This is a genomic window from Winogradskyella algicola (genome assembly GCF_005869935.1).
GTDB lineage: Bacteria > Bacteroidota > Bacteroidia > Flavobacteriales > Flavobacteriaceae > Winogradskyella > Winogradskyella algicola.
This window is the reverse complement of the sequence record NZ_SZQF01000003.1, coordinates 74,155-96,887: the sequence shown is the minus strand read 5'-3', so window position 1 is coordinate 96,887 and position 22,733 is coordinate 74,155. Positions and strand designations below refer to the sequence as shown.

Below are 22,733 nucleotides of genomic sequence, written 5' to 3'. Positions count from 1 at the left end.
ACAAAAAATATTTTGAATTTCAAAGAAAGTGAAGGCCTACGTATAATAAACAATTGGATGGCAGAAAAAGGTCAGACACCTTTTCCGTTTCAATTACAGACCTGGCAACGCTATGCTAATGGCTATTCGGGTATGGTCGTCGCGCCAACTGGGTTTGGTAAAACCTTTTCTGTTTTTTTAGGGGTAGTAATTGATTATTTGAATTATCCAGACAAGTATCCTAAAGGCTTAAAATTACTCTGGATTAGTCCATTGCGATCTTTGGCCAAAGACTTAGCTAAGGCCATGACAGAAGCTGTGGATGATATTGGTTTAGACTGGTCTGTACAGGTAAGAAATGGTGACACACCAACAGCAGTAAGGCGTAAGCAAGAACGTTTAATGCCAGATGTGCTATTGACAACACCAGAAACCATGCATCTACTATTCTCTCAGAAAAAGAATTCCAGATGGTTTAAAGGAGTAAAATGTGTTGCTATTGACGAGTGGCACGAACTGATTGGCAATAAACGTGGTGTACTCACAGAATTAGCAATTGCACAATTGAGGCACTATTCACCAAAGCTAAAAATTTGGGGAATCACTGCGACTATCGGTAATCTTGAAGAAGCAAAGCATGTGCTTTTGCCATATTCAGATTTAAAAGTCACTCAGGTTACGGCCAAGCAAAAAAAGAAATTAGACATTATTTCGGTCTTACCAGATGAAATTGAAGTTTTGCCATGGGCTGGTCATTTGGGAGCCAATATGGTAGATAAGATTCTACCGATTATAGCTTCAAATACGACAACTTTAATTTTTACAAATACGCGAGGACAAGCAGAGCTGTGGTATCAACTTTTATTGAATGCACAACCAGACTTAGCAGGACTTTTAGCCATTCACCATGGTTCTATAGATAAAAAACTAAGAAATTGGATTGAAGATAATATAGCTTCCGGCTATTTAAAAGCTGTGGTTTGTACATCGTCTTTGGATTTAGGTGTGGATTTTAAACCTGTGGATTGTGTGATTCAGATTGGTTCTGTTAAAGGTGTAGCACGTTTTATGCAACGTGCAGGACGCAGTGGTCATTCACCATTTGAGCGTTCAAAGATTTATTTTATTCCAACACATTCTTTAGAGTTGGTGGAAGTTTCGGCGTTGAAAGAAGCAGTGAAAGACAAGCAGGTAGAATCTCGAGATCCGATGGTATTGACCTTCGATGTTTTGGTGCAATTCATGGTAACCTTAGCTGTTGGTGAAGGGTTTGATTCAAATGAACTATTTCAACGAATTCAGCAGATCCATGCTTTTCAATATCTCACAGAAGATGACTGGCAATGGTGTTTACACTTTATCACAAAAGGCGGAAAGACTTTAAATTCTTATGAAGAATTTCATAAGGTAATTTTAGATGAAGATGGTTTGCACAAAGTAAAAAGTAGACGTATTAGCATGTTGCATCGTATGAATATTGGTGCTATTGTTAGTGAAGTGAATGTGATGGTGAAATACATGTCGGGTGGCTATATTGGTATGATTGAAGAATTCTTTATTTCGAAATTAAAACCAGGTGACAGCTTTATTTTGGCGGGTCGAATATTGGAATTGGTTCAGATTAAGGACATGACCGTTTTAGTGCGAAGAAGTAAGGCCAAGAAAGCTATTTCACCGAGTTGGTTAGGCGGACGATTGCCCTTGACATCGCATTTGAGTCATTATTTAAGGTTGAAGCTATCAGATGCCTTGCAACCTGGACGATTAGAGAAAGAACTACGATTTTTGAATCCTTTGGTATCTCGACAAGACCAACACTCACACATACCAAAGGCTGATGAGTTTTTAGTGGAGTTAATCGAAACCAAAGACGGTCATCATTTATTTATGTATCCTTTTGAAGGCCGATTGGTACATGAGGTATTTTCGGCATTGATGGCATATCGTATTAGTAAACTGAAACAACTGACGTTTACCATCGCTATGAACGATTATGGCTTTGAATTGCTGAGTGATCAACCTATTCCAGTGAATGCATCAAATATTGAAGCATTGTTAAGTAAAGACAATTTAATGGATGATGTTGTTGCCAGTATTAATGCCTCTGAAATGGCATCTCGAAAGTTTAGAGATATAGCGGTCATCGCAGGTTTAGTAGTACAATCACAACCAGGCACGCGTAAGAATAATAAAAGTTTACAATCCTCTTCTGGACTTATTTTTAGAGTTTTAGAGGATTACGAGCAAGATAATTTGTTGTTGAGACAAGCTTATACAGAGGTGTTTAATCAACAGTTGGAAGAGGCAAGATTACAGCAAGCTTTTGAGCGGATTTCAAAGAGTAAGATTGTTGTAAAACATGCCAAGTCTTTTACACCTTTGAGCTTTCCCTTGAAGGTCGATAGCTTGCGAGGTACTATGAGTAATGAAAGTTTAGATAAACGCATTCAACGTATTAAAGAACAAGCATTTAAAATCGATTAATACGTCAGTTCGAGTGTTCCGAACGTGTTTCGGAATGTATCGAGAACGACGTGAAATTCTATTCTCGATACTATTTTTCTCATTTTGATTTCGAAAAATCACTCGAATTGACGAATTTCACTTTTGTATTGAAAATTGTAACCGAACATATCACGATTAAAAATGAGGAATTAATCCTTACCAATCAACGTGTCTTGTATTGGCATCGCGAGGAGGCTTTGATTTTATCTGACGTTCATATTGGAAAAACAGCACACTTTAGGAAACATGGAATTCCCATGCCAGATGATGTGTTACAAAAGGACTTAGAACGACTCAAACATCTCATTCTACAGTTTGGTGCTAAAACACTTCTAATCGTTGGTGATTTATTCCATGCTGAGCGAAACAGTGATATGACTACTTTTAAGGAATGGCTTGGTCAATTTCCAGATCTAAAGTTGGTATTGATCAAAGGAAATCACGATCGGCAATTAAAGTCTTTAATGGATGATTTAAACATTGAAATCGTAACACATTTAGCCCTAACACCCTTTAAATTTCTTCACGAGCCAAATAAAAATGGTAAGGATGAATTTATGATTTCTGGTCATACGCATCCAGGAGTATTGATAAAGGGTAAGGGCAGACAGAGGATTAAGTTGCCATGCTATCAAATCACTGAAAATCAATTGATTTTACCTGCTTTCAGTTTATTTACTGGATTAAATACTAGAGATATTCCTAATGGTGTAGTTCAATTTGCCTTTACAGATTCTTCAATTTTTAAAATTTAATAAAAATGCATTTCGTCGAATAATTTGTGCGTTTTATCGGTATTTTAAAAATTCTTTTATATGTTTGTCATCCCAAATTGATTGTTAGGGCTTAATGCTTTAGCAACGAAACTATTAACCGATGAAAAACCTACTTAAAAGTACACTTTTAGTGTGCCTGGCATTAACGCTATTTACTTGTACGTCAGACCCAAGCGGAAATAATATTTCTGATGACTTAACGCCTAGTCAGTTTAATGATCCTTGTGTCGATCAAGATCCAATTACACGAGTTATTAATAATGGCACTGTTACTGTTGATTTTAAAGTTATTGACAGCGATGGTGAAGTATTAGTTGATATTCCAAATATACCAGCAAATACAACAACATCTTGGGCTAGCTTTGGCGAAGGAGAAGTGCTTTTTTCAATAGATAGTAACCAAACTCTTGTCAGTGATGATAAGGTTTTGCTTAATATGAATTCTTGTATGGCATACGAGATTGAGATTAATAGCAGTAATGAAATAGTGTCTTATATTCCAACTATACTTTAGTACATAAGATTATAATTTTGGAATTGTTTATATCTGTAGTAAAAAACAGATAAGAAGAACCTCCATCTTTTATTTTTAGTTTTTTTCTGATATTACTTACAGGAATTGGGAAATTACGAGTGGTGACATTTGCCTTGTTGATGTCTAATTTAGCAAATTCTTTTCTGTTGAATGATATGACTTTTTCTATCTTAAATCGTCTTCCTGGAAAATCTATTAGTTGTTTAGAGGTGTATAAATGCGAATGCTTGTGTAGTTTACTAGCATGAAGTGTATTTGAAATAATATTAAACGCACCAGCTTTTAATACTGCCGAATTTGGTTCATACAAATAGGTGAGAGGTTCAGAAAATTCTATTTCAACGGTAGATTCCTCATTGTAGTTAAACTCAAAAATTTCGTCATCAGATTTTGTGAGATTTATGGTTTTAATCTTTAATTCGTCTTCATGATGGCGTTCTAAAACCCAAAGTAGTTCTTTTACTTCATTGTTAACTGCAACGACATGAAGTTCTTTTACGTGTTCTAAATCATTTTTTGTAGCAGAAATATCCAATAAAGGAGATGTTTTTATCATCACGTTTTTAGCATACTTAAAAAACAATCCTTTGAATGTTTTTACATTTGGTGTACAATCTGTGAGTAGGAAAACTTTATTTTTAGAGTCATCTCTTCGTGAAGGGTCAATATAAATCCAATCAAATTGTTTGTTGATAGATTTTAAGGCATCGATACCATTTTCATTAAGGCAGGTTATATTAGTAACATCAAGTACTTTGTAATTATGTTTTACAATTTCAGAAAGATCTGCGTTTATTTCACAATGCGTTACAGCTTCAACTTGTTTTGCAAAATAGTTGGCATCAACACCAAAACCACCTGTGAGATCTATTAGAGACTTTCCAAATACCAAATCGGCTTTATACTTTGCTGTGAGTTCTGATGAAGTTTGCTCAATATTGAGCTTATTTGGATAGTATATATTCTTAGTACTAAACCAAGTCGGTAGCTTTTTTTCGCATCGCTTTTTGGCTTCAATCTGTTCTATTATAAGTTTTTGATCGATAGCTGGAAAGGGTATTCCTTGGAGTAATAAATCAGAAACGTTAGATTTTAAATTAAAATTTATAAATTCTTGTATTTCAGTATTTAATAAATCTGTATTCAAACTAACACCTATAAGCCTTTTGTAAGCTTGTTAACAATCTTGTGGCCAGATAAAAATTCTTTTAAAACTACTTTAATTGCTGTATATGCAGGAACCGCTACGATCATTCCAACAATACCAAATAAAATACCAGCAATAACGATAATCAAAAAGATTTCTAATGGATGAGATTTCACACTTTTGGAGAATATAAAGGGCTGACTAAAGAAATTATCTACCAATTGCGCAATGATAAACCCTATCATTACAAAAGTGGTTTTTGGTAAAATAACATCACTAAAACTTTCTCCCAAATTACTAGACATACTTAGTATTAGCATTAAAAAACCACTTACCAAAGGCCCAACATAAGGCACTAAATTTAATAGTGCACAAAGGAAAGCAATAACAACTGCGTTATCTATGCCAAAAATGAGTAAAACAATAGTGTAGATAACGAAGAGAATTAAAATTTGAAATATAAGCCCAACAAAGTAGCGAGACAAAAGATCTTTTATCTTTATCCAAGAGTTCCTAGAGCGTGTTTCATTTCCTTCTGGAACAAATATCATTATACCTTCTTCAAATAATTTGCTATCTTTTAAAAAGAAGAATGAAATAAATAGTACCGAAAATAAGCCTATACTGAAACTTCCCAATCCGCTAACCAAACTATTAAAGAAGTTAGGAATTAAAGAAAAATCGAGCTTTGATAGTATGTTGGAGTCTTTTATAGACTGCTCAACGTCAATGTTGTTAAACTCAAAATAGGTAACGATTTGTTGGTATAAATTATCAAGATTACGCTCTAGTTGATCAAAATCTAAAAGCGCTAAATTCTTCCCTTGGTCTGTTATCAGAGGAATAAACATACCAATTAATCCACCGAACAAACCAATAAACAAGAGCATGGTTACAACAACTGCAACTGTATTGTTAAACTTTAATTTGCGTCTAAGAAACAGCACAATTGGTCTACCTACTAGCGAAATTACAGCAGCGATGGCAATGTAAACTATTACAGATTGTATTTTGTATAGAAAGAATAAAACCAAAGCTATACCTAAGAGAATTCCTAAGGCTCTTAATATGCCATTTGCAATGATTTTTGAGTTCTCATTCATATCTCAAAGATGCTGAAATAAATTCAGCAGTACAAATTTAAGAATTAAGTTGTTTTGTAAATTCATAAAGTGTAATGCTGGTAGCTTGAGCAACATTCATGCTGCTGTTATTTCCATACATATTAATGTGGACAATAGCATCACATTGATTTAATACAGATTCAGAAACTCCAAAGTTTTCATCTCCAAGAATTAGTGCTATTGGTTTATTGACTTCAAGTTTAAAAGTGCTTAGTTCTGTACTGCTTTCGGTAATTTCTAAAGCAATGATTTGGTGTGTTTCATTTAGCTCAAGAATAACATCATCAATCTTTTTTTCAATTCTATGGGTTACATACTTTTCGGTAGAACGTGATGTTTTGGTCATGCGTTTTCCAATAGGAATATTATCTCCACAAAAAATAAGTTCTTCAATATTAAACGCATCTGCAATACGAAATAAGCTTCCAATATTTGGTGCATTGGCAATGTTATCACAAATTATAGTAATGGGATGTTTTTGCTTTTTAAAGTTTGAAGTGTAGTGGGTGAGTTGCATGGCTAGATTTTAGAAGTTAGACTTGAGATAAGAGAAATTTTGTTTTTCAAAATAAACAAGTCTCATATCTAGAGTCTATTATCTCATTTCTAATTTTCAAAAGCATATTTCAAGATATTAGCTCCCATTTTGAGTGCTTTTTCACGCACATCTTCAGGATCATTATGTACTTCTGGGTCTTCCCAGCCGTCACCTAAATCACTTTCAAAGGTGAAGAGTAAAACTAATCTATCTTCATGAAAAATACCAAAGGCTTGCGATGCTTTACCATCATGCTCATGGATTTTTGGTAAGCCGTTTGGGAATTCAAAAGCAGAACTGAATATTTCATGATTTTTAGGGATTTCCTTTAATTCGTTATTAGGAAAAACTTTTTTTAGTTCTTTGGTAATGTATGGCTCCATACCATAGTTATCATCAATATGAAGAAAACCACCAGAAATGAGATATTTTCTTAAGTTTTCGGCATCATCTTCACTAAAGAACACATTGCCATGACCTGTCATATGTAAAAATGGATACTGAAAAATGTCTGTACTACCAACTTCTACAGTTTGTATGTTTTCATTGATATTAGTGTCAATATTATCGTTACAGAACTTTACCAAATTGGGTAGAGCTGTAGGATTGCTATACCAATCGCCACCACCTTTATACTTTAATACAGCTATATCTTGAGGGAAAGCGCTAATACCTGTGAATAATAAAAATAGAAAGAGAAAAATACCCTTCATTTAATTAATGATTATTATAATTCAAATGTAATAAAGAAATTGTGGAATTTTTATCACTTAACAATAATTGTGATAATCAATTCTCAGATTAAAGTGTTTGTTAATAAAGGTGGATGTGAAAAACTTGAATGAATATTTCTTAAATATTCAAAAGAAGATTTTTAATTTTGTTCAAAAGAAAACCTCTTCAATACAAAAGAAGAGGTTTTATAGAGATAGAAAAAGGCCTTATAATTAACTTGGCTCTAATACAAAAAGAGAAAAGTTGTTTGAGGTCTTTCTCTTTTACAAAGATTTGTTAAAAAATTATATTATCCTATAAATTTGAATTTTCAATTTCAACAAGCCTTCAACAATCTGACTGTTAATAAGTTGAGTTTTTTGTTAATATGATTATTGATAAGTTGGTAATTAATAGATTGATCAAGTGTTCAAAAAATTAACTAAACTGCATGATACTATTGCTGCAGTTTCTGTTCTGAGCCTTGTATTTCCTAGGGTTACAGGAATAAAATCAGCAGCCAAAGCCATTTCGATTTCTTTAACGCTAAAATCACCTTCAGGCCCAATAAGTATTAAAGTATCGTCATTATTTTTTAACTGAGACTTTAAAGATTTTTTATCGGTTTCTTCACAATGCGCAATAAACTTTGTTACGGAAAAAGAAGTGTCTACAAAATCTTTGTAAGATACTGGTTCATTTAGTTTTGGTAAATAGCATTGCAAAGATTGTTTCATGGCAGACTGTAGGATCTTTTCAAATCGTTCTAGCTTTACAACTTTACGCTCGCTGTTATCACAGATGATTGGTGTAATTTCTTCAATACCAATTTCTGTTGCTTTTTCTAAAAACCACTCGTATCTGTCGTTCATTTTAGTTGGTGCAACAGCAAGGTGCAAATTAAAAGGACGTTTCGGTTGTAGACTTTGTGATAAGATATTTACCGAACAATGTTTAGCATCTGACAATGTAAGTTCTGCAGTAAATAACCAACCCTTACCATTGGTTATGTGTAATTGATCTCCAATTTTTTTACGAAGCACTTTTACGATGTGTCGGCTTTCATCTTTGTCAAAATTAAACGTAGTGTCTCCTTCTGAAATATTAGGATTGTAGAATAATTGCATTAATCTGTAGCTTCTGAGTATTGTAAAACAATAATTTCTTCAATGGTTTTAGAGTCGTGCGTTTTAAGAACAACGTAATACCAGTTTCTATCTTCAATGTCTAAAGTAAAAATTTCATTAGTATTATGGTTTTTTACAGCGTCTTCAAACATTTGGTGCATTTGTCCTTCGGGAAACCAACCTAAATCACCACCTCTTTTGGCATTTAAATCCATAGAGTTTAATTGTGCTAACTTATTAAATTTATAACCTTGTTGGTATTGAGAGATAATTTTATCACGCTTTTCGTTGATGTCTTCTAAGCTCATTTTACTACCATCAAAAAATATATAACTAGCTCTATAGTGCAAGGTTTTTTCTTTCTCAATAACTTTGTAGTAGGTCTTTTTGTATTCACCTTTTACAACTTTTTTTCCACCTTTAGAAAGCTTAAAAAGCTCATCTGCCAAGCGTGTTTTATGCTTTTCTTTATTAAATGTAAAGACCTTACTTTTATTAGATTTTTTGTGAGCTTTAGCAAAGGTTTTAGCCTCTTCGATAGAATTAATAGAATCGAGTTCGGTTTCTAAAGCGTCTTGAGAAAAACTTAAAAAGGGAATACAGAAGAGTAGAAAAAATAGTTGTTTCATTGTGTAATTGATTTCGTTTAATTTGGGGTATTTACAAAACAACTAAATTTTAAAATGTATTTAAAGCTCTACACTATCTGTTATCAACAGATGTTTTAACAATTTATATCTTCAATCTAGCAGTAGCCATAACATCAAAATCTGAAAAGTCTTTTTCTAAATACTTTAAATATCCAACAATGGCAATCATAGCAGCATTGTCTGTGGTATATTCAAACTTAGGGATGTAAGTGGTCCAGCCATGTTTCTTTTCAGCATCTTTAAGAGCTTTTCTAATGCCAGAATTTGCTGAAACTCCACCACCAATAGCAATGTGTTTAATGCCAGTTTGCATTACGGCAAGTTTCAGTTTATCCATTAAAATGCCAACAATTGTATATTGAATAGAAGCACAGATGTCATTAAGGTTTTCTTCAACAAAATTGGGATTGGCTTTAGTTTCACGCTGTACAAAGTACAGAATGGCTGTTTTTAAACCAGAGAAACTAAAATTAAGTCCATCTACTTTGGGTTTGGTAAATTTATAAGCTTTAGGGTTTCCTAATTGTGCACGCTTGTCTATTTCTGGACCAGCAGGATAGCCTAGTCCTAAAATTTTACCACTTTTATCGTAGGCCTCACCAACAGCATCATCAATGGTTTCGCCAAGGACTTCCATTTCAAAATACTTAGTAACTTTTACTATTTGTGTATGACCACCAGAGATGGTCATCGCCAAAAATGGAAAAGGTGGTTTATGGTGTCCTTCTTCTTCAATAAAATGCGCTAAAATATGCGCTTGCATGTGGTTAACATCAATGAGAGGGATATTTAAACCAAAAGCCAGAGACTTTGCAAAAGAGGTGCCAACGAGCAAAGAGCCCATTAAACCTGGTCCGCGTGTAAAGGCAATAGCACTTAACTGTTCTTTAGAAATACCAGCGCGCTCAATGGCCTGATTCACTACCGGAACAATGTTTTGCTGGTGTGCTCTAGAGGCTAATTCTGGCACAACTCCACCATATTCGGCATGTATTTTTTGGTCAGCCACAACATTGCTTAAAATAGTATCGTTACATAGTACAGCAGCAGACGTATCATCACATGATGATTCAATACCAAGGATATAAATATTTTCTTTTTTCATTAACTAAAAAGGGCACAATAATTGTTAATTTTACGGAATATAGTCTAAGACTCCACTTGCCAGCGTATTACAGTTGCAAATGTAGTGAAGATTTCATCAACAAGTAATTATTAATCCGTATCAAAAGAGTACTCAAAATAATAGGGAAAATAGCAGGTATTATTCTGCTCTTGTTCCTTATTGTGTTTTTAATTCTGGGTATTCCTGCCGTTCAAACCAAACTCGGTAAATACGCTACGCAAAAAGTTAACGAAGAATTTAAAACCAATATTAATATTGGTAAAGTTGGTCTTCAACTTAATGGAGATATAGAGTTAAAAGAAATTCTAATTAGAGATTATAAAAAAGACACACTTATAAGCATTGGTGAGTTAAATAGCTCTATTATAAGTTTCAAAAACCTATACAATAGTAAATTTAATCTAGGTGATATAGATATTCAAGATTTAGTATTTAATCTAAAAACGTATGAAGGTGAAGAAGATACAAATCTCGATGTTTTTGTAGATAAGTTTGAAGACGATAACCCACGAGAAGGACCAAGTAGTTTCTTGTTTTCGTCAAGCGATTTATCTATAGAAAATGGCATTTTTAAATTAACAGATGAAAATCTTGAAACACCAAGGATTTTTGAATTTACAGAGCTTAATGCCAATACAACCAATTTTTTAATAAATGGTCCCGATGTGAGTTCGCGCATTAATAAATTCAGTTTTAAGGATAGCAGAGGTATTACAGTAGAGAACCTAAAATCTAATTTTGAATACACCTTAGACCACATGAATTTTGCTGATTTGAGTATTGAAACTGAAAAGTCTGAATTAAAAGGTGATTTAAGATTTGATTACAAACGCGAAGACCTAAAAGACTTTACGGATAAGGTAAACGTTACAGCCAGTTTTAAAGATTCTGAAATATCGTTAACAGAATTAAACGTTTTTTTTGATGAATTTGGTGTTAATCAACGCGCAAGTTTCAATGCAGATTTATCAGGTACTTTAAATAATCTTGAAGCCAAAAACTTAAATGTAAGTACCACAAGAAATACCAGAATTATTGGTGACATCACATTTAAAAATTTATTTACCAAAGAAGACGATAGTTTTGCCTTGGACGGCGATTTTAAAAATCTAGCATCAAACTATAACGATTTAACAGCCTTACTGCCAAGAATTCTTGGTAATGCAATCCCAACGGTTTTGTCTAAAGTTGGTAATTTTAAAATTACAGGAACATCACAAATAACAACAAAGCGCATAAATGCAGCCATAGCAATTGATACAGATTTAGGTTTTGTGAAATCTGATTTAGAGCTCACGGAAATTGATGATATTGACAGAGCAAGTTACATAGGAAATATTGTTTTTGATGAGTTTGACATCGGTAAGCTAATTAACGACCCTAAAGCCAAATTTGTGTCAGCAGATCTCGATGTAGATGGTAAAGGTTTTACACTAGATAATTTACGTTCAGATATAACTGGTGATGTCTTTAGTCTAGAATATAATGGTTACAAGTATAATGGTATTAAGGTTTCTGGTGATTTGGGTAATAAGATTTTTAACGGTAATCTCGTTGCTGATGATCCAAACCTTCAACTAGATTTTAATGGATTAGTTGATTTTGTGGACGAAAAAAAGAAGTTTGACTTTAACGCCAATGTCGGTTATGCCAATCTAAGAGTACTTAATTTTATAACAAGAGACAGTATTTCAGAATTTAGAGGTATTGTAAGTATGACGGCAACAGGATCTACTTTTGATGATGTAACAGGTGCAATAAACATCAAAAATACGACATACAAAAATCAGGATAGTAGATACAGATTTGAAGATTTTGATATAGTTTCATCCTTTGAAGGTGATGAACGTACCATAGCTATAAACTCACCAGATATCATAAACGGTAAAATCAAAGGTAAATTTAAGACTGAAGATATTTTTAAATTGGTTGAAAATTCAGTTGGAAGTATTTATACCAATTACGTGCCTTTTGAGGTTGAAGAAGGTCAGTATATCGATTTTAGGTTTAATATTTATTCCAAGATTGCAGCTGTCTTTTTTAGGGACTTATTTTTGGGTAAAAACACCTTTATAGAAGGTAGAATTGAAACAGATGCAAAAGGATTTGAGCTTACTTTTAATTCTCCAGAAATTAAGTTTAAAGATTATTTTGCTAATAATATCAACCTCAATGTAGATAACAGTAACCCACTATATAATACCTTTATTGAAATAGATACACTTAGCGCAGGTGTTTATAATGCATCAGACTTCACATTAATAAATGTTACAAAGCGTGATACACTTTTAGTAAAAACCGAATTTAAAGGCGGCAAAAACAATAAAGATGAATTTAATCTAAATCTTTTTTACACCATAGATGAAGCAAACAAATCGGTTGTTGGTTTTAGAAAATCTGATGTAGTATTTAAAGGTTACGAATGGTTTATAAATTCAGAGAAAAACAATTTCAATAAAGTAAGATTTGATAGAACACTATCTGCTTTTGATATTTTTCCGATTACTATTAATCAAGGTAATGAAATTATCGAGGTTTCAGGAATAATTAGTGATAGTATCAATAAAAATCTAAGGGTTGATTTTAAAGATGTAGAATTGGTAAAAATAACTCCACGGATAGATAGCTTGGATTTAGCAGGCGTTGTAAACGGAAAGCTAGATCTCATTCTGAAAAGTGGTACTTATCTGCCAAAATCTAACTTAGAAATCAGTAACCTGTTTGTTAATGATTATGATTTAGGTAATTTAACCGCAGCTATAGAAGGTAATAACTCTATTACCAATTATGAGGTAGATGTTTCTTTGGTTAATGATAATCTTACATCCTTTTTGGCAAAAGGTAGTATTGATGTCGCAGAGCGAAGATCAACAATAGATCTCGACGTTACTTTCGAAGAATTTTTATTAGATCCGCTTAACCCACTTGGTGAAGGCGTTATTAGTAATATAAGAGGTTTGGTTTCTGGTGAAGCTAGCGTAACAGGAAGCCTTAACAAACCAAGTATTGACGGAGAACTTTTGTTAGATAGAGCGGGTCTGTCTATTCCATATCTCAATGTAGATTACGGGTTTGATTTTGATTCTAAAGTATCCTTGCGTAATCAACAGTTTATTTTTAATAATGTGGCTATGACAGATTCTAAGTACTTCTCACAAGGGTACTTAAACGGTTTTATTCAGCATAATAATTTTTCTGATTGGGAACTCGGTTTAGACTTGAGCACAGACCGTTTGTTGGTTTTAAATACTGAAGAGTCCGAGGACGAATTATATTATGGAACTGCCTTTGTGTCTGGGGAAGCTAGTATTAGTGGACCAACTGACCAGTTGATTATAGATGTGGAGGGGAGTACAGCCTCTGGAACAGTTTTTAATATTCCGTTGAATGATTCTGAGAGTTTTGGCGATAACTCTTTCATTCATTTTTTAAGTCCAGAAGAAAAGAAAGCTAGACTTAACGGCGAAGTCACAGAGGCTATCGAGGTAAAAGGCTTGGAGCTTAATTTCGATTTAGATGTTACTGAAGATGCTACTATAGAAATAGTTATAGATAAAGAAGCAGGCAGTACAATAAAAGGAAAAGGAAGAGGTTTCTTAGGGTTTTTCATCAACACCAACGGAACATTTAATATGTGGGGAGATTTTACGGTTTATGAGGGTGTTTATAACTTTAAGTATGGTGGTTTGGTAGAGAAAAAGTTTGAGGTTGAGCAAGGCGGAACTATAGTTTGGGAGGGTGACCCTATGGGAGCAGAAATAAATTTAAAAGCCATCTATAAGACCAAAGCAAACCCTTCTGTATTGTTAGATAATCCTATTTCTCAAAGAATACCTGTTGAGGTAGATATTTATTTAACAGGTGATTTAGAACAGCCGCAACCAGATTTCGATTTACGCTTTCCTAATGTATCCTCAACCGTAAAGTCAGAGTTAGACTATAGATTATCTTCAAAAGATATAAGAAACAATCAAGCCCTTACATTACTTGGTACAGGTGGTTTTACAACAACAACAGGTGGATTAGATATAACAGGAACTTTATCTGAACGATTAACAGGTATTTTAAATAATATTTTAGGCGATAATAACGATAATTTAGATATAGGGATAGTTGCAGAAATTGGTCAGGACACACCAGATTTGCAAACTAATAATTCTGTTGGAGTAACGTTACAAACAAAGATTTCAGAAAAAGTATTAGTAAATGGTAAAGTTGGTGTGCCTTTCGGCAGTGCGCAACAAACCACTATTACTGGAGATGTTCAAATAGATTGGTTGCTCAATGAAGACGGTACGTTAAGAGCCAAAGTATTCAATAGAGAAAACACTATAAGAAACTTTGGCGAAGAGATTGGTTATACTCAAGGTATCGGTATGTCTTATAGTGTAGAATTCGATACTTTCAAGGAGCTGCTCAATATTATTTTTTCTGGTAAAAATCGTAAAGATAAAGATGGGAATAAGGAAGAAAAAGAAGATAAAAACGATGACGATGACCTTATGCCAGAATACATGTCTATGAAGAAAAAGAAGACAAAATCTAAGTCTTAACTTCACTTTTTTAAAATTTATTAAAATACTTATTAACGAAAACGTTTGAATTGATTTTCGTAACATTTTTTTATGACAATAGTCACATTATTCCATCTATTGTTTATTAATTTTACTGTATTCAATAAGATAGATATGCTACATACTATAAAAAAAGTTGCCGTTTTAACATCTGGTGGAGATTCTCCAGGTATGAATGCTGCCATCAGATCCGTAGTAAGAACTTGTGTTTTTCATGGCTTAGAATGTTACGGCGTTTACAGAGGTTACCAAGGAATGATAGAAGGTGACTTTGAGAAAATGGATGCTCGTAGTGTAAAGGGCATTATTAATAAAGGCGGAACCATATTAAAGTCCGCACGTTCACAAGAGTTTAGAACAAAAGAAGGTAGACAAAAAGCTTACGATGCTTTGAGAAATGCAGGCATTGATGCCTTTGTTGTAATTGGTGGAGATGGTAGTTTTACTGGTGCTATGGTTTTTAATCAAGAATTTGGTTTTCCTGTAATGGGAATTCCAGGTACTATTGATAACGATATTTTTGGCACAACACACACCTTAGGATATGATACAGCTTTAAATACTGTTGTTGAAGCCATAGATAAAATTAGAGATACAGCAAGTTCTCATAACAGGTTATTTTTTGTTGAGGTTATGGGAAGAGATGTTGGTCATATTGCATTAAATGTTGGTGTAGGTGCTGGAGCCGAAGAGATTTTAATACCAGAAGAAGATTTAGGATTAGATAGGTTGTTAGAATCTTTACGACGAAGCAAACAGTCTGGTAAGTCTTCTAGTATAGTTGTGGTTGCTGAAGGTGATAAAATCGGTAAAAACGTATTTGAGCTTGCTGATTATGTTGAAGAAAATATGAGCGAATACGAGGTTAGAGTTTCTGTTTTAGGACATATGCAACGCGGAGGAAGTCCATCGTGTTTTGACCGAGTTTTAGCTAGTAGAATGGGCGTGAAAGCAGTAGAAAGTCTTATTACAGGAAAAAGTAATTATATGGTCGGTCTTAAAAACGATACTATGGATTTAACACCTTTTGACCAAGCAGTAAAAGGAAAATCAAAAATTAATATGGAACTACTTAGAGTTTCAGATATAATGACAATTTAAAAACAAGAGAAAATGTCAAACTTAAAATTAGGAATTAACGGATTCGGAAGAATAGGAAGAATAGTATTTAGAGCAACAGTAAAACGTCCAGATGTTGAAGTAGTTGCAATAAACGATTTATTAGATGTAGAACATCTAGCATATTTATTAAAATATGACTCAGTTCATGGTCGTTTTGATGGTACTGTAGAAGTCAAAGATGGTCATCTTGTAGTAGATGGCAAAACTATTAGAGTAACTGCGGAAAGAGACCCTAAAAACTTAAAATGGGACGAAGTAGGAACAGATGTTGTTGCAGAGTGTACAGGTATTTTTACAACTCTAGAAACAGCGCAATATCATATTGATGCTGGTGCAAAGAAAGTAGCAATTTCTGCGCCTAGTAAAGATGCACCTATGTTTGTAATGGGTGTTAATGATAATGAGTTAACTGCAGATCATAAAATTGTATCTAACGCATCTTGTACCACAAACTGTTTAGCTCCTGTAGCAAAAGTAATAGATGATAACTTCGGTATAGAAGAAGCGTTAATGACTACAATCCATGCATCTACAGCAACACAGTTAACTGTTGATGGTCCTTCTCGTAAAAATTACAGATTAGGTCGTTCAGCTTTAAATAATATTATTCCATCAACAACTGGTGCAGCAAAAGCAGTAGGTAAGGTTATTCCTAAGCTAGACGGAAAGCTTACAGGTATGGCATTTAGAGTGCCAACTGCAGATGTGTCTGTTGTAGACTTAACAGTAAGAACAAAGCAAGAAACATCTTTAGAAGAAATTAAAGCAGCATTTAAGAAAGCTTCAGAAGGTGCTATGAATGGTGTTTTAGGTTACACTGAAGAACCAGTAGTGTCTCAAGATTTTGTAAGTGATACACGTACAAGTATTTTTGATGCTAGTGCTGGTATAGAGTTAAACTCTAAGTTTTTTAAAGTTGTATCTTGGTATGACAATGAGTTTGCATATTCTACCAAATTAGTAGATTTAGCATTAAAGATTAATTCTTTATAATACACCTCATATTATTAATTCAGAAATTCCGTAGGAAGGATTAATTTGAATTAATCACTCTACGGAATTTTTAATTTTACAACTATGATTTTAATAACCGATGGCGGCTCTACCAAATGCGATTGGATAGCTATAGACAAAACAGGAAAAAGACTAGCACAAAAAATTAGGACTAAAGGCTTAAATCCGGCAATATTGACAGAAACCGAATTAAAGCATATAATTAGTAGTTCTGAAGAATTAATGAATTATAAGGATAGAGTAACTCACATTTTCTTTTATGGTGCAGGTTGTGGCACTGAAAAGCCAAGAACTATGCTTTTGCATGTTCTTCAGTTTTTATTCCCGTCAGCAAAAATTGAAGTCGAGGAAGATACCATGGCAGCAGTAAGAGCAGCAATAGAAGATGTTAGCGATAAGGCCGTTGTATGTATTATGGGCACTGGATCTAACTGTAGTTACTACGATGGTGTAAAATTACACCAAAGAGTAAAAAGTTTAGGATATTCCTTAATGGATGATGCTAGCGGTAATTATTATGGTAAGCAACTTATCCGAGATTTTTACTTCAATAAAATGCCAGAGACTATTAGATTGGCATTTGAGCATAAGTATAATCTTGATGCAGACTTCATTAAATTCAATCTTTATAAACAAGCGAATCCAAATGCGTATTTAGCCAATTTTGCAGAATTCATGTTCTTAAACAAAGATTCTGATTATATAAATAACCTTATTAAAAGTGGTTTTAAGCTTTTTACGGAAAACATGATAATGCAATTTAAAAAGGAACTAGAAAATGGTGTTCCTGTGCACTTTGTTGGTTCTATTGCTTATTTTGCCAAAGAAGAAATATACGAAGTTGCAAAGGAATATGGCTTTACAGTCGGTAACTTTATACGAAGACCAATAGATGGTTTGGTAGATTACCATATTAACAATTTATAAATGGAGATAGCAATAATTGCACACGATGGGAAGAAAGCCGAAATGGTTCAGTTTTTAAATGAACATAGAGAAGTTTTAGAACAAAAGAAAATTTCATTAATTTCTACAGGAACAACAGGTGAAAAAGTTAAAAAAGCAGGTTTTGAAGTTAATGCGCTTTTATCTGGTCCTTTAGGTGGTGATGCCCAAATCGCAGCAAGAGTAGCAGAAGGCAAGTGCCACATGGTTTTATTTTTTAGAGACCCTTTAGATAAACATCCGCACGAACCAGATATTCTAATGCTAATGCGTTTGTGTGATGTTCATGATGTGCCTCTAGCTACAAACCCAGCTACAGCAGAATTATTAATTAGAGCAGTGTAGTATTTATTGTTTATTTTCTGTTAATAAATCTAAAGAAGTCTATTGTAAAACTTATATTTTGGTTATATCTTTGTAACATCTTTAAAATAAACGAAACGCAATTATGTTTGAATTTGATCAATATTTAGGATTTTTGGCATTCTTAACCATTTTAACAATAGGATTCTGGTTAATGATTTTCCTTTTAACTTTTGTAATTCCTTACTGGGTGTTTGGTTCAGCTATTGAGCGTTTTAAAGAAATTAGAGAAGAAAAGAAGGCTGAAAGAGAGAGTTTAACTCACTAATCAGTTAAACATATAAATAGAAAAGAGCGCAATTTGCGCTCTTTTTTTTATGAATAATAATTTTAAGAATTGCTTAAACCTGTAAAACACCTAAATTAAAAGGTTTTTCAATAGGTGAGTGGTTGGCAGCTTCAATTCCCATGCTAATCCAAGTCCTAGTATCTAAAGGGTCTATGATAGCATCTGTCCATAATCTTGCGGCAGCGTAATATGGTGATACTTGGTTGTCGTATCTCGATTTTATTTTGTTAAACAGTTCTTCTTCTTTTTCCTTAGTAATAGTTTCACCTTTCTTTTTTAAAGATGCAGTTTCGATTTGAAGTAAAACTTTAGCAGCAGATTTTCCGCTCATTACAGCAAGTTCTGCACTTGGCCAAGCCACAATAAGTCTTGGGTCGTATGCCTTTCCACACATAGCGTAATTACCTGCGCCATAACTGTTACCAATGACAATGGTGAATTTTGGCACAACAGAATTACTAACAGCATTTACCATTTTTGCACCATCTTTAATAATACCACCATGTTCAGATTTACTGCCAACCATAAAGCCAGTAACATCTTGTAAAAAAACTAATGGAATTTTCTTCTGGTTGCAATTGGCAATAAAACGAGTTGCCTTATCTGCAGAATCGTTGTATATAACACCACCAAATTGCATTTCGCTTGGTTTTGTTTTAGCACCTTTAGTTTTTACAATTTGTCTTTGATTAGCAACAATACCAACTGCCCAGCCATCTATGCGAGCATAACCTGTAATTATGGTTTGACCATAACCTGCTTTATATTCTTCAAATTCTGAATTATCAACCAAGCGTTTAATAATCTCGTTCATATCATATTGATCTGATCTACTTTTAGGCAGTATGCCATAGATATCATCTGGGTTTTCAGCAGGTTTGGCAGGTTTGGCTCTATTAAAACCGGCTTTATCAAAATCACCTATTTTATCTACAATATTTTTTATGGTGTCTAGAGCATCTTTATCATCTTTAGCTTTATAATCTGTAACACCAGATATTTCGCAGTGTGTCGTAGCGCCTCCTAAGGTTTCGTTGTCTATTGTTTCACCAATAGCAGCCTTCACCAAGTAGCTTCCGGCTAAAAAAATACTACCTGTTTTATCTACTATCAGAGCTTCATCACTCATTATTGGAAGATACGCTCCACCAGCTACACAGCTTCCCATAACGGCAGCTATCTGAGTAATTCCCATACTACTCATTACAGCATTATTTCTAAAAATGCGACCAAAATGTTCTTTGTCTGGGAATATTTCATCTTGCATAGGTAAGAATACACCAGCACTATCTACAAGATATATAATAGGTAGTTTGTTTTCTATAGCAATTTCTTGCGCTCTAAGATTCTTTTTTCCAGTAATAGGAAACCAAGCACCTGCTTTAACAGTTGCATCATTCGCTACAACTATACATTGTTTTCCTTTTACATAACCAATTTTTACAACTACTCCACCAGATGGGCAACCACCATATTCGGGATACATATCTTCACCAGCAAATGCACCGATTTCTATAGACTTGGATTTCGGATCTAATAAATAATTTATACGTTCTCTAGCTGTCATTTTTCCTTTGCTATGGTGTTTGGTAATACTTTTTTCACCACCACCGAGCTTCACTTTTGCTAGACGTTTTTTTAAATCTGAAAGTAGAAGTTTGTTGTGATCCTCGTTTTTATTAAATTTTATATCCATTTATAGAAATATGTAGTTGTACTTAGTTTAGGTATTCTAATTTTTATGTTACGAATTTACAAAACAATAATGTTTTATATTAAAATTTAAGTTTTCTTAAAGAAAGGTTAATTAAATTTCCTTGGAAATATTTTCCTTGGAAAATAAAATAATTATTTTTAGATTTGTACTATTAAAACAAATAAAATGAAAAAAATATTAGCCTTTGCAGGAAGTAACAGCAGCACATCTATAAATAAGCGGTTGGTAACGTACGCGTCTAGTTTAGTTGAAGACGTACAAGTAAACATTTTAGACCTTAATGATTATGAGATGCCAATTTATAGTTCTGATAGAGAAAGTAAATCTGGTCATCCTCAAAAAGCCATTGACTTTGTTGAGCAAATAAAGAATTCAGATGGGATTATAATTTCATTAGCCGAATATAATGGTGCATACTCTGGAGCATTCAAAAATATTTTTGATTGGGCATCGCGAGTAGAACCAAAAACTTTTTTCGGAAAACCTATGTTATTAATGGCAACCTCTCCAGGTCAAAGAGGCGGACTTTCAGTTTTGGGTATGGCATCTGATCGTTTTCCTAGACATGACGCTAATATTGTTGGGAAATTTTCTTTACCTAGCTTCCATAATAACTTTTCAGATGGAAAAATTATTAATGAAGAAATGAATAATGAACTACTAGAGGAAGTCGAACAATTTAAACAAAGTATATAGGTTGTGACAATTCAGCATAAAGATAACGGTAAAAAAGGTGAGTTCTACCTTGAGATTAATACCAATAAAATGGCGAGTATGACTTATAGTTACGCTGGTGATGATAAAATAATTATTGACCATACAGAAGTTGATCCGTCATTGAAGGGTCAAGGTGTAGGTTATAAATTGGTTGAAGCCTCGGTTAACTATGCCAGAGAGCAAGGTCTTAAGATTATGCCTTTATGTCCATTTGCTAATGCAGTATTTAAGAAAAAGACCGAATACATAGACGTTTTATTTTAAAATAAGATATTGTTAAAACTAAGCGACAATTAACATGGGAGATATAGCAAAAGATGTCAATTCAAAATTTAAGGACAACAAAACCAAGGCCTTAATAAATATTTTATATACAGCCAATTGGATAACAGCAAAACAAAATACATTTTTTGCAGAATTTGGAATTTCTCCTCAACAATACAACATACTTAGAATTCTACGAGGGGCAAATAAACCGTTGTCAATGCAAATTGTAAAGGATAGAATGATAGAACGTGCACCCAATGCTACCAGACTTACCGATAAGTTATGTGCTAAGGAGTTGATAGAACGTATACCTTCAAAAAATGATAGGCGTGTAGTAAATATTCAAATTACTAGAAAAGGATTAGAATTATTAGAAGAAATTTCGGATGGTTTTAATGAAGATTGGATGGGAGCTATCACAGAAGATGAAGCCGCTCAATTGAGTGATTTACTAGATAAATTAAGATAATTAAATTAAGAAAGGAAAAGAAAAATGAAAACAATAATTCACAAAGCAGAAGATAGAGGATTTGCCAATCACGGATGGTTACAAGCTAATCATTCCTTTAGTTTTGCAAGTTGGTACAATCCTGAAAAAGTTCATTTTGGGGCATTAAGAGTTTTAAATGATGACATTATTGCGCCAAAAATGGGTTTTGGTACGCATCCACATGATAATATGGAAATTATAACTATTCCGTTAAAGGGTGTACTAAAACATCGCGATAACATGGGTGATGAATGGATACCAGTAATTCCAGGGGAAGTTCAGGTTATGTCTGCAGGTACAGGCGTGCAGCATTCAGAAATTAATGGTTCTGTTGATGAATATTTAAGCTTGTTTCAAATTTGGATTATTCCAGAAGAGCGAAGCGTAAAACCTCGATACGATCAAAAAACATTTAGTGAAGATGATAGAAAAGGAAAACTTCAAACTTTGGTAACATCTTTTAAAGACGATGACGAGAAGAGTTTAAAAATTCATCAAGATGCAAGATTATCTCGTATCGATTTAAAAGAAGGCAATACATTTACTTATGACTTAAAAAGTGAAAATCATGGTGTCTATGTTATGAATATAAGTGGAGGTGTTTCAATTTCAGATATTAATCTAAGTACAAGAGATGCTTTGGGTATTTCTGAAACTTCAAATTTTCAAATTAATGTAACTGAAGACTCAGAATTATTATTCATAGAAGTGCCAATGATTAGTTTATAAAGTATTTAAGTTATTGAATAAGCACCACAGATTGTGGTGCTTTTTTATTTTAAAATAACGATATTTGTTTTTAACTAACTATCTAAAATTTAGAATAAGATTATGGCGATGAATAAAAACACGGTTTTGGCTTGGGCCACAACTATTATGATTATTGTTGGATTAGGTTTAATTGCACTGGGAGCTTTTAAATATCAGGAAGTTGCAGGCTATGGCTTTGCCTCTGTAGGTGTAGGTTTCTTTGCTATTGCTTGGGTCTTTAATGCATTAAAAGGAAGAGTATAA

At 33.4% G+C, this 22,733-nt stretch carries 22 protein-coding genes; 14 read left to right on the top strand and 8 right to left on the bottom strand.

Annotation, left to right across the window (positions count from 1 at the left end):
- Positions 1–12 precede the first annotated feature (12 nt).
- From FC091_RS06500 to FC091_RS06490, 3 genes are all read left to right on the top strand, one after another.
- Positions 13–2,463: a ligase-associated DNA damage response DEXH box helicase gene (locus FC091_RS06500; RefSeq protein WP_317128730.1), complete on the top strand. Its 2,451-nt coding sequence runs from the start codon at positions 13–15 to the stop codon at positions 2,461–2,463.
- 107 nt (positions 2,464–2,570) lie between these two features.
- Positions 2,571–3,239 carry a ligase-associated DNA damage response endonuclease PdeM gene (gene pdeM, locus FC091_RS06495; protein ID WP_246035808.1) on the top strand — a complete coding sequence of 223 codons (669 nt, stop codon included), beginning with the start codon at positions 2,571–2,573 and terminating at the stop codon, positions 3,237–3,239.
- A gap of 121 nt (positions 3,240–3,360) precedes the next feature.
- A complete protein-coding gene (locus tag FC091_RS06490; RefSeq protein WP_138433473.1) occupies positions 3,361–3,774 on the top strand; it encodes a hypothetical protein in 414 nt (137 codons plus the stop codon).
- Here FC091_RS06490 and FC091_RS06485 read toward each other — a convergent pair.
- From FC091_RS06485 to tsaD, 7 genes are all read right to left on the bottom strand, one after another.
- The gene (locus tag FC091_RS06485) at positions 3,764–4,942 is read right to left on the bottom strand and encodes a THUMP-like domain-containing protein (RefSeq protein WP_138433472.1); all 1,179 of its coding nucleotides are present in this window, start codon (positions 4,940–4,942) and stop codon (positions 3,764–3,766) included. The genes FC091_RS06490 and FC091_RS06485 overlap by 11 nt on opposite strands.
- An 8-nt stretch (positions 4,943–4,950) precedes the next feature.
- Positions 4,951–6,045, bottom strand: coding sequence for an AI-2E family transporter (locus tag FC091_RS06480; RefSeq protein ID WP_138433471.1), 1,095 nt, complete (start codon positions 6,043–6,045; stop codon positions 4,951–4,953).
- Positions 6,046–6,082: 37 nt separating this feature from the next.
- Complete coding sequence (locus FC091_RS06475) at positions 6,083–6,583, bottom strand: TrmH family RNA methyltransferase (RefSeq protein WP_138433470.1); 501 nt, start codon at positions 6,581–6,583, stop codon at positions 6,083–6,085.
- Positions 6,584–6,672: 89 nt separating this feature from the next.
- A complete protein-coding gene (locus tag FC091_RS06470; protein WP_138433469.1) occupies positions 6,673–7,317 on the bottom strand; it encodes a DUF4159 domain-containing protein in 645 nt (214 codons plus the stop codon).
- A 423-nt stretch (positions 7,318–7,740) separates the two neighbouring features.
- Positions 7,741–8,445 (bottom strand): 16S rRNA (uracil(1498)-N(3))-methyltransferase, encoded by a 705-nt coding sequence (locus FC091_RS06465; protein ID WP_138433468.1) that lies wholly within the window; start codon positions 8,443–8,445, stop codon positions 7,741–7,743.
- Positions 8,445–9,074, bottom strand: a complete 630-nt coding sequence (locus FC091_RS06460) for a peptidylprolyl isomerase (protein WP_138433467.1) — start codon at positions 9,072–9,074, stop codon at positions 8,445–8,447. Before FC091_RS06460 ends, FC091_RS06465 begins: the two co-directional genes overlap by 1 nt.
- Positions 9,075–9,177: 103 nt before the next feature.
- Positions 9,178–10,200, bottom strand: coding sequence for a tRNA (adenosine(37)-N6)-threonylcarbamoyltransferase complex transferase subunit TsaD (gene tsaD, locus FC091_RS06455; protein WP_138433466.1), 1,023 nt, complete (start codon positions 10,198–10,200; stop codon positions 9,178–9,180).
- Positions 10,201–10,382: 182 nt separating this feature from the next.
- Between tsaD and FC091_RS06450 the strand changes: the two genes are divergently transcribed.
- The 6 genes from FC091_RS06450 to FC091_RS06425 all read left to right on the top strand — a co-directional run bounded on the left by FC091_RS06450 (position 10,383) and on the right by FC091_RS06425 (position 18,507).
- Positions 10,383–14,774, top strand: a complete 4,392-nt coding sequence (locus tag FC091_RS06450; protein WP_246035807.1) for a translocation/assembly module TamB domain-containing protein — start codon at positions 10,383–10,385, stop codon at positions 14,772–14,774.
- A gap of 135 nt (positions 14,775–14,909) precedes the next feature.
- Positions 14,910–15,896 carry a 6-phosphofructokinase gene (gene pfkA / locus FC091_RS06445; RefSeq protein ID WP_138433465.1) on the top strand — a complete coding sequence of 329 codons (987 nt, stop codon included), beginning with the start codon at positions 14,910–14,912 and terminating at the stop codon, positions 15,894–15,896.
- Positions 15,897–15,908: 12 nt separating this feature from the next.
- Positions 15,909–16,910 (top strand): type I glyceraldehyde-3-phosphate dehydrogenase, encoded by a 1,002-nt coding sequence (gene gap / locus FC091_RS06440; protein WP_138433464.1) that lies wholly within the window; start codon positions 15,909–15,911, stop codon positions 16,908–16,910.
- Between the two features lie 84 nt (positions 16,911–16,994).
- A complete protein-coding gene (locus FC091_RS06435) occupies positions 16,995–17,858 on the top strand; it encodes an N-acetylglucosamine kinase (protein WP_138433463.1) in 864 nt (287 codons plus the stop codon).
- Positions 17,859–18,221 carry a methylglyoxal synthase gene (locus tag FC091_RS06430; RefSeq protein ID WP_138433462.1) on the top strand — a complete coding sequence of 121 codons (363 nt, stop codon included), beginning with the start codon at positions 17,859–17,861 and terminating at the stop codon, positions 18,219–18,221.
- A 103-nt stretch (positions 18,222–18,324) separates the two neighbouring features.
- Positions 18,325–18,507: a hypothetical protein gene (locus tag FC091_RS06425; protein WP_138433461.1), complete on the top strand. Its 183-nt coding sequence runs from the start codon at positions 18,325–18,327 to the stop codon at positions 18,505–18,507.
- 73 nt (positions 18,508–18,580) lie between these two features.
- Here the strand turns inward: FC091_RS06425 and FC091_RS06420 are convergent, their stop codons facing one another.
- The gene (locus FC091_RS06420) at positions 18,581–20,224 is read right to left on the bottom strand and encodes an acyl-CoA carboxylase subunit beta (RefSeq protein WP_138433460.1); all 1,644 of its coding nucleotides are present in this window, start codon (positions 20,222–20,224) and stop codon (positions 18,581–18,583) included.
- A gap of 186 nt (positions 20,225–20,410) precedes the next feature.
- Here FC091_RS06420 and FC091_RS06415 point away from each other — a divergent pair, with 186 nt between their 5' ends.
- From FC091_RS06415 to FC091_RS15200, 5 genes are all read left to right on the top strand, one after another.
- Positions 20,411–20,941, top strand: coding sequence for an NADPH-dependent FMN reductase (locus tag FC091_RS06415; RefSeq protein ID WP_138433459.1), 531 nt, complete (start codon positions 20,411–20,413; stop codon positions 20,939–20,941).
- Between the two features lie 3 nt (positions 20,942–20,944).
- Complete coding sequence (locus FC091_RS06410; RefSeq protein ID WP_138433458.1) at positions 20,945–21,226, top strand: GNAT family N-acetyltransferase; 282 nt, start codon at positions 20,945–20,947, stop codon at positions 21,224–21,226.
- Between the two features lie 34 nt (positions 21,227–21,260).
- On the top strand, positions 21,261–21,698 hold the full coding sequence (locus FC091_RS06405) for a MarR family winged helix-turn-helix transcriptional regulator (RefSeq protein ID WP_138433457.1): 438 nt from the start codon (positions 21,261–21,263) through the stop codon (positions 21,696–21,698).
- Positions 21,699–21,722: 24 nt separating this feature from the next.
- Complete coding sequence (locus FC091_RS06400; protein WP_138433456.1) at positions 21,723–22,448, top strand: pirin family protein; 726 nt, start codon at positions 21,723–21,725, stop codon at positions 22,446–22,448.
- Positions 22,449–22,556: 108 nt separating this feature from the next.
- On the top strand, positions 22,557–22,733 hold the full coding sequence (locus tag FC091_RS15200; protein WP_171032479.1) for a CAL67264 family membrane protein: 177 nt from the start codon (positions 22,557–22,559) through the stop codon (positions 22,731–22,733).